This window comes from Halopseudomonas laoshanensis, from assembly GCF_008365385.1.
Taxonomy (GTDB): domain Bacteria; phylum Pseudomonadota; class Gammaproteobacteria; order Pseudomonadales; family Pseudomonadaceae; genus Halopseudomonas; species Halopseudomonas laoshanensis.
This window is the reverse complement of the sequence record NZ_QOVF01000002.1, coordinates 922,362-930,914: the sequence shown is the minus strand read 5'-3', so window position 1 is coordinate 930,914 and position 8,553 is coordinate 922,362. Positions and strand designations below refer to the sequence as shown.

Sequence of the window (8,553 nt, the reverse complement as noted above, 5' to 3'; positions counted from 1 at the left end):
CAGTTGAAAACGTACGACGTTGTCTTGTCATGGAACACCTCAGCTATGGCGGTAAATTTACCACCCATTTCGGTGTCCGGGATTAGTAGACCACTACACAGCCACCTGGCGTTCCGGTGGCCGAGGTGATTGTTCGCCCGGTGACGCCCTTTGCTGAGTTCACCGGTTCGCTGGCCGCAATTGAGCGGGTTGAGTTACGTCCGCGTGTCGCTGGTTATCTACAAGACGTTAGCGTGCCCGAGGGACGCTTCGTTAAGAAGGGCACCACGCTTTTTCGCATTGATCCCCGGGTGTTTCAAGCCGCAGTGAACGCCGCCGCAGCGCGGTTGCGGGAAGCTGAAGCAGCATTGAAGCTTGCGTTGACGGACCATGCACGAGCCGAGCAGCTATTCACCCAGAAGGTTGTCGCTCGTGATCGCCTGGATACCGCAACAGCCGCGTTAGAGGTAAGCAAAGCCCAGGTCGACGCCGCAAAGGCAGCGTTAGCCGCCGCCCAACTTGATCTGAGTTTCTCGCATGTCACGGCGCCTATTAGTGGGCGTGTCGGTCAAGCGCTCGTCACCGCGGGCAACTACGTCACGAGCGGCGTGACACCACTGACGACAATCGTCTCGATCGACCCGCTCCATGTCAACTTTGATATCGACGAACGCACGTATTTGCGATCTGTCGCCGCCAACCGGGAAATTGGCGACTCGCAAAGAACAGCATCGGAAAAAGTCATGGTGGCACTACTCACCGACGAGACGTATTCGCGCCCAGGCCGGATCGACTTCGTTTCCAACTCCACTGATCGTGGGACAGGCACGATACGTATCCGCGCTGTTGTCGACAACCCGGACGGACAATTGACACCCGGTCTTTTTGCCAAGATCAAACTCGAGACCGGTACACAGCAAGCCGCGGTTCTGGTTTCCGATCAATCGATACGAACCGATCAGGGCAGTCGCTATGTTCTTGTCGTTGGCAGTGATAATAAGACGGAGTACCGACCCGTAGTACTTGGCGCGATGGTCGACGGCTTGCGCGTAATCGAGCACGGTCTGCAGCCGGGCGAACGCATCGTCGTCAAGGGGATGGTGGGGCCGGGGATGCAGGTGACGCCGCAATCAACAGCGATTGAGGGTAGCCCAATTGCGGCGCTGCAAACTTCGGGGGCCGGGCAATGACGTTTCCACGTTTCTGCATCGATCGTCCGATCGTTGCCATCGTCCTCTCTGTTCTGATGATGATCGCCGGAATAGCTGCCTTCTTTCAATTGCCACTCAGTGAGTATCCGGCGGTGACGCCGCCAACCGTGCAGGTGACAGCCTCCTACCCCGGCGCCAATCCGAAGGTGATTGCTGAAACGGTAGCAGCGCCACTTGAGCAGGCGATCACCGGGGTCGAGGGTATGCAGTACATGTCGTCGCAATCGGCAACCGATGGCCGAATGATTCTAACCGTCACATTCGTGCAGGGGACGGATGCGGACATGGCTCAGGTCCAGGTGCAAAACCGGGTCTCTAGCGCCTTGCCGCGTTTGCCTGAAGAGGTGCGGCGTCAAGGCGTTATAACGCAGAAAACCTCACCGGACATCTTGATGGTCGTTCATCTGCTGTCGCCCGATAAACGATACGATCCTCTCTATATTTCCAACTACGCCTACCTACAGGTGCGCGACGATCTTTCCCGCATTCCGGGCGTTAGCGACGTCCTGGTTTGGGGCGCTGGCGAATACAGCATGCGGCTTTGGCTTGATCCAGACCTTATCGCCGCACGAGGGCTGACCGCTGGCGAGGTTATTGCCGCTGTGCGCGAGCAGAACGTGCAGGTAGCGGCGGGTTCCGTTGGTCAGACACCCGATTCCAACGCCGCATTCCAGGTGGCGGTGAACACGCTCGGGCGGTTGACTGACGAGGTACAATTCGGCGACATCATCATTCACACAGGCGACGGCGGCCAAGTAACGCGCTTGCGTGATGTCGCCCGCGTCGAAATGGGGGCCGATGCCTACGCATTGCGAAGCATGCTTGACGGCGAGCCGGCCGTCGCATTGCAGATTATTCAGAGTCCGGGCGCCAACGCACTCGACGTTTCGGAGGCGGTGCGGGCAACCATGCAACGGCTTGAAGGCAAATTCCCAGAAGGACTCAGCTCGCGCATCGCCTATGACCCAACGGTTTTCGTACGCGCCTCGCTAGAGTCGGTGGCAACCACTTTGTTGGAAGCGATCCTTCTCGTCGTTATCGTGGTAATGCTTTTCCTGCGCAACTGGCGGGCTTCGCTGATTCCACTCATGGCCGTGCCGGTGTCTCTGATCGGTACTTTTGCCGTGATGCATCTGATGGGCTTCTCACTCAATACCTTGTCGTTGTTTGGACTGGTACTTTCGATCGGGATCGTCGTCGATGACGCGATCGTGGTAGTCGAGAATGTCGAGCGTCACATCGAAAACGGCGAGGAACCCATGCAGGCCGCGCGGCTTGCCATGGACGAAGTCACCGGTCCGATCATCGCGATGACCTCGGTACTCGCCGCCGTCTTCATTCCGACCGCCTTTCTAAGCGGTCTGCAGGGTCAGTTCTATCAACAGTTTGCACTCACGATCGCGATTTCGACCATCTTGTCGGCAGTCAACTCGCTCACGCTCAGCCCAGCGCTCGCTGGGCTATTGTTGCGTCCGCGCCAGGCGGCAATCTTGCACGATCCGCGCAGTTTGCGTGGCCGCGCTGATCGGTTGTTTCGGACGCTTGGCCAACCATTCCAGCGTGCACCGGATGCATATGGCAGCACGGTGCGCAAAATAGTGGGAGTAAGCGGAGTCGCACTTTTGATTTACGGCGGGCTGCTCGCGCTGACCTTCTTCGGATTCAAGGTCGTCCCACCGGGCTTCGTGCCGATGCAAGACAAATATTATCTTGTCGCAATCGCCCAGCTACCAAACGCCTCGTCACTGGATCGCACCGATGCCGTCGTCAAACAGATGTCGAATATCGCGTTGACCGAACCAGGCGTCGAAAGCGTCGTTGCGTTCCCTGGCCTTTCTATCAATGGGTTCGTCAACGTGCCAAATGCTGCGGTCATGTTCATCATGCTCGACCCATTCAAAGATCGCACGACACCCGATCTAACCGCCACCGCAATTGCAGGGCGGCTGCAAGCCCAATTCGCCAGCATCCCCGACGGCTTCCTCGGCGTGTTCCCGCCACCACCAGTTCCTGGCCTAGGCGCGACGGGCGGATTCAAGATGCAAGTTGAGGATCGCAGTGGTGCCGGGCTCGCCGCCCTGATGCAGCAGACCCAGGTCCTGATGACAAAGGCTACCGAGTCGGGCGAGGTGGCCGGGCTTATGACCAGCCTGGACATCAATGCACCGCAGCTCGACGTGACCATCGATCGCACCCAGGTTAAAAGCCAGGGGGTTCATTTGGCGGATGTATTCGAAGCGCTGCAAGTCTATCTCGGCTCTCTTTATATCAACGACTTTAACCGCTTCGGTCGCACCTATAAGGTGACGGCCCAAGCCGATGCAGACCACCGCATGCAAGCTGAATCCATTGGCCGTTTACAAGTGCGCAACGCGGCCGGAAATATGGTGCCGTTGTCCTCGTTTGTCTCCGTGACGCCAAGTGCCGGCCCAGACCTGGTAATGCATTACAACGGCTACCCTACAGCCGACATCTCGGGCGGCCCGATGGCAGGCGTCAGCTCCGGCCAGGCGGTTGCGGTCATGGAACGACTGGCCAAGGAGGTTTTACCCGAAGGCATGAGCTTCGAATGGACTGACCTCACCTATCAGCAAAAGCTGGCCGGCGATTTGGCGCTATACATTTTCCCGTTGTGCGTACTACTTGCCTATCTCATCCTCGCCGCGCAATACAACAGCTGGCTGCTGCCCTTGGCGGTCCTGCTGATCGTGCCAATGTGTCTGCTGAGCGCAATTACTGGCGTCTGGCTGGCAGGTGGTGACAACAACGTCTTTGTCCAGATCGGGCTTCTCGTACTCGTCGGTTTGGCGGCCAAGAACGCGATTTTGATCGTCGAGTTCGCACGCAGCCTCGAAGTTGCAGGATCAAGTGCGCTTGATGCGGTCGTCGAGGCCTGTCGATTGCGGTTGCGGCCTATCGTGATGACCTCATTGGCGTTTATTGCTGGCGTTGTACCGTTGATATTGGCCAGCGGCGCTGGGGCGGAAATGCGTCACGCTATGGGGGTCGCGGTTTTTGCAGGCATGCTCGGGGTGACGCTCTTCGGACTGTTCCTGACGCCGGTATTTTATGTAGTTATGCAAGGCTTGTCGGCCCGCATTGAGCGGCGCCGTTCACGTTCAACGCTGCACGTGCGGGAGAGCAAATCATGAGGCGTCCAAGTGCAAAATTGTTGCTCCTGGTGAGTGGGTTTCTCTTTTTGGCCGGATGTGCGGCGGGTCCAAACTACTCGTCGCCCGCGCTACCTTCGCTACCTTCATCGCAGTTTCCTACAAGCTTTGGCGAAACGCCGGCAGGGCTTGCTGCTGGGGCCGTCGATGTAGCCTGGTGGCGAGCCTTCGACGATCCAGCGCTAGTCACGTTGATTAGGCGCGCGCTGGCAGTAAATCATGATATCGGAATCGCCGCCGCGCGGCTCGACGAAGCGAAAGCCCTTCTAAGTGAGAACCGTCAAGGGTTTCTGCCCGGCGGCGGTGCCACGCTTAGCTACGAAGACCGCCGCAGGAGTAAAGTCGAGACGCCGCCTGACCAGTCGCGCGGTAGTGAAAACTATCGCGGCACAATAGACGCCTCCTGGGAAATTGACCTTTTTGGCCGCGTGAGGCGATCTGTTGAAGCGGCTCAAGCTCAAGTGGGCTCGCGCGAAGCGTTGATGCGCAGTGTGCAGGCGGCCGTCGCTTCTGAGGTGGCCGCGACCTGGTTTGAGCTGCGCGGAATTGAAGCCGAAATCGCCGTCGTCGCTGGAATCACCCAAAGCCAGCGCGAAAGCCTTGCCCTGGTGGAACGCCTGGTTAGCGCCGGTTCAGCGAGCGAATTTGACCGGCTCCTTGCAGAGGCATTGTTGCGTAATGTGGAGGCGGCTGCGCCCGAACTGCAACGCCGGCGAGCGGTCGCCGCCAATGCTCTGGCTATCCTAGTTGGTGAAACGCCCCAGACGCTCAGATTGCCCCCAAACACGCCTGTGCGTGAAGCGCTTGAAGTCCGGACGATCGTCGTGGGCGATCCATTGTCACTCATTTCTCGGCGTGCCGATATTGTAGCGGCCGAACGGTCTCTTGCTGCGGCGACCGCTCGTATCGGTGTTGAGACGGCCGGGCTTTACCCTGACGTCCAGGTACAAGGATCAATCGGATTCGTAGCGGGTAGTCTCAGTGCGTTGAGTTGGGCAGGTGGCCAGTCGGGCTTCATCGCTCCGGTCATTCGTTGGTCTTTTCTCGATACCGGTCGCGTGCGTGCACGGATCGCCGCTAGCGAGGCACGTACCAAAGAGGCGTTGATCCTCTACGACCGAACCGTGTTGCGCGCATTGCAGGAAGCTGACGACGCCTTCAAGGCCTATGGCGCTGCGGGTAGCACGCTTGCGCTGCGTATGCAGGAGTCAGAGGCAAACCGCGAGACGGCTCGTCTTGCTCGCCTGCAGTTCTCAGCCGGTGAAGGTATCTACCTGGATGTGCTCGAAGCCGAACGGTCCGACTTAGCAAGCCGGCGTGCGCTGACAGCCGCTCGGACTTCCCAGTGGCTTGCCGTTGTTAGCATCTACAAGGCGTTGGGCGGCGGTTGGGAGGTCTGCGAGCAGTCGAATCAGGACTGCCGTGGCGCCGACGGCCTGAAATGACGCCTCGCGAAATAAATCACACATAGGCCTTGACCTTCCAATGTTGGGAACCTTTAGGCTTCTTTCACCACCAATATTTAAGGAGTAATGAAATGGCCTCCGTTTCCCGGCAACATCACGCCAATCCAGCAGTGTCAGCAGACGCTCGTTTCAGCCTGCCGGTCGAAGGCATGACCTGTGCATCTTGTGTCGGCCGTGTCGAGCGCGCGCTGAAAGCGGTCCCCGGCGTGCAGACGGCCTCGGTCAATCTCGCTACCGAGCGCGCTGACATCACTTTCACCGGCTTGGCCGATCCGCAGGCGGCTGTCCGCGCCATCGAGAGCGCCGGCTACACCGTTCGCGAAGAGACCACCGAGCTGGCAATCGAGGACATGACCTGCGCGTCGTGTGTGGGCCGGGTAGAGAAGGCGCTCGCAAAAATCCCGGGCGTACTCGAAGCCACTGTCAACTTAGCGACCGAGCGCGCGCGTGTGCGCTATTTTGTAGGGGTCGTCTCCACGGTCGACCTTGAAGCTGCAGTCCAACAAGCGGGGTACAAGTCCCGTCGCTTGTCCGCCGAAACGGCCAATGCTGGCGATCAGGACACCGAGCGCCGTGAGAGCGAGGCACGGGCACTGCGACGCTCTTTCCTCACTGCAGCCATTCTCACCTTGCCCGTCTTCATCCTCGAGATGGGCTCGCACCTTATTCCCGCCATGCATCATTGGGTGATGGGGGTCCTGGGGCAGCAGATCAACTGGTATGTGCAGTTCGCGCTCGCCACACTGGTCATGTTCGGTCCGGGTCTGCGTTTCTTCCGCAAGGGAGTGCCGGCGTTGCTGCGCGGTGCCCCCGACATGAACTCGCTTGTCGCGGTCGGCACTGCGGCGGCTTATGGCTATTCGATCGTCGCAACCTTCGTCCCTGAGGTACTGCCACAGGGCACCGCAAACGTCTATTTCGAAGCTGCCGCGGTCATCGTTACCTTGATCCTGCTAGGACGCATGCTGGAGGCGCGCGCCAAGGGGCGAACCTCGCAGGCGATCAAGCGACTCGTCGGACTTCAGGCCAAGACCGCGCGCGTCCAGCACAACGGCGAAACGGTCGAGATTGCTCTCGATCAGGTGACGACCGGTGACATCGTGCTCGTTCGTCCGGGAGAGAAGATTCCGGTCGACGGCGAAGTCGTCGAAGGTGCCTCTTATGTTGACGAGAGCATGATCACCGGCGAGCCGGTGCCCGTGTCGAAGGGGATGGGCGCCGGGGTCGTCGGCGGCACGATCAACAAGACGGGTGCTTTCAGTTTTCGTGTAACCAAGGTCGGGGCGAATACAGTGCTCGCGCAGATCATTCGCCTTGTTGAGCAAGCGCAGGGTTCGAAGCTGCCGATCCAGGCGCTGGTCGATAAAGTAACCATGTGGTTCGTCCCAGCGGTGATGGCAGCAGCCACGTTGACCTTTCTGGTCTGGCTAATTTTCGGCCCGTCCCCGGCGCTGACTTTTGCGCTCGTTAATGCAGTTGCGGTTCTTATTATCGCCTGCCCATGCGCCATGGGGCTGGCCACCCCGACCTCGATTATGGTCGGCACAGGCCGTGCGGCCGAGCTCGGCGTACTCTTTCGCAAGGGCGAAGCTTTGCAGGCGCTGCGTGATGTGAGCGTTATCGCGCTCGACAAGACCGGCACGTTGACCAAAGGACGCCCCGAGCTGACCGATCTCGTGCCCGCCGAGGGCTTCGAATACAACGAAGTGCTCGCTCTTGTTGCGGCCGTCGAGACCCGCTCCGAGCACCCGATTGCCGAATCCATCGTCACAGCCGCAAAGCAGTTAAACCTCACCCTGGCACCCATCGACAGCTTCGATGCCACACCGGGCTTCGGCGTGTCGGCCAAGGTCGCAGGTCGTACCGTCGCCGTCGGCGCGGATCGATTCATGACGCAGCTCGGTCTTGATGTGTCGAGCTTCCTGTCTACCGCCCAGCGTCTCGGCGAGCAAGGCAAGAGCCCACTCTATGCCGCGATCGACGGCCGCTTGGCAGGGGTGATTGCAGTCGCAGATCCGATCAAAGAGACGACGCCCGAAGCAATCAAGGCACTGCACGCGCTCGGACTCAAAGTCGCGATGATCACCGGCGACAATGCGGCGACCGCTGCGGCGATTGCCAAGCAGCTCGGCATCGATGAAGTCGCGGCCGAGGTCTTGCCCGACGGTAAGGTCGCGGCGCTGAAGCGGTTCCGCATCAATGGCGCGCAGGTGGCCTTTGTGGGAGACGGTATCAACGACGCGCCGGCACTCGCCGAAGCGGATGTTGGACTCGCTATCGGCACGGGAACCGATGTAGCGATCGAGGCGGCTGACGTGGTGCTAATGTCGGGCGACTTGCGTGGCGTGACGAATGCGATCGCGCTTAGTCAGGCCACGATTCGCAACATCAAGCAGAACCTGTTCTGGGCCTTCGCCTATAACGCTGTGCTTATCCCGGTGGCGGCGGGCGCGCTCTACCCGTTGAACGGCACCTTGCTTTCGCCGATCTTTGCAGCGGCCGCAATGGCGCTCTCCAGTGTCTTTGTGCTCGGCAACGCACTCCGGCTCAAGCGCTTCCGCGCCCCCATGTCGGTCGAGGCCCGCAGCGAGACGTCGGAGGGCGTGATCGCATCGCCCACGTCAGGTCTGGTGGATGGTCACTGATCCACGTCCGATTGACTGTCTGACTGGGCACCCAAACAAGATGAAGGAGGCCATCATGGCTAGCGCATCTCACCCCGAAGTC

3 protein-coding genes and 1 pseudogene are annotated in these 8,553 nt (G+C 59.7%); all 4 read left to right on the top strand.

Going from position 1 to position 8,553, the window contains the following annotated elements:
- Positions 1-101: 101 nt before the first annotated feature.
- Positions 102-1,169 (top strand): annotated as a pseudogene (locus DT594_RS10760) (efflux RND transporter periplasmic adaptor subunit); the annotation flags it as partial.
- Complete coding sequence (locus DT594_RS10755; RefSeq protein WP_149332617.1) at positions 1,166-4,342, top strand: efflux RND transporter permease subunit; 3,177 nt, start codon at positions 1,166-1,168, stop codon at positions 4,340-4,342. The pseudogene DT594_RS10760 and the gene DT594_RS10755, both read left to right, overlap by 4 nt.
- Positions 4,339-5,805: an efflux transporter outer membrane subunit gene (locus DT594_RS10750; protein WP_149332616.1), complete on the top strand. Its 1,467-nt coding sequence runs from the start codon at positions 4,339-4,341 to the stop codon at positions 5,803-5,805. Before DT594_RS10755 ends, DT594_RS10750 begins: the two co-directional genes overlap by 4 nt.
- A gap of 92 nt (positions 5,806-5,897) precedes the next feature.
- Entirely contained in the window at positions 5,898-8,471 is a 2,574-nt protein-coding gene (locus DT594_RS10745; RefSeq protein ID WP_096348544.1) for a heavy metal translocating P-type ATPase, read from the top strand.
- Positions 8,472-8,553 lie beyond the last annotated feature (82 nt).

Coding starts and splice junctions, on each gene's coding strand:
- DT594_RS10755 (WP_149332617.1), top strand. CDS start 1,166: ATGACGTTTCCACGTTTCTGCATCGATCGTCCGATCGTTGCCATCGTC.
- DT594_RS10750 (WP_149332616.1), top strand. CDS start 4,339: ATGAGGCGTCCAAGTGCAAAATTGTTGCTCCTGGTGAGTGGGTTTCTC.
- DT594_RS10745 (WP_096348544.1), top strand. CDS start 5,898: ATGGCCTCCGTTTCCCGGCAACATCACGCCAATCCAGCAGTGTCAGCA.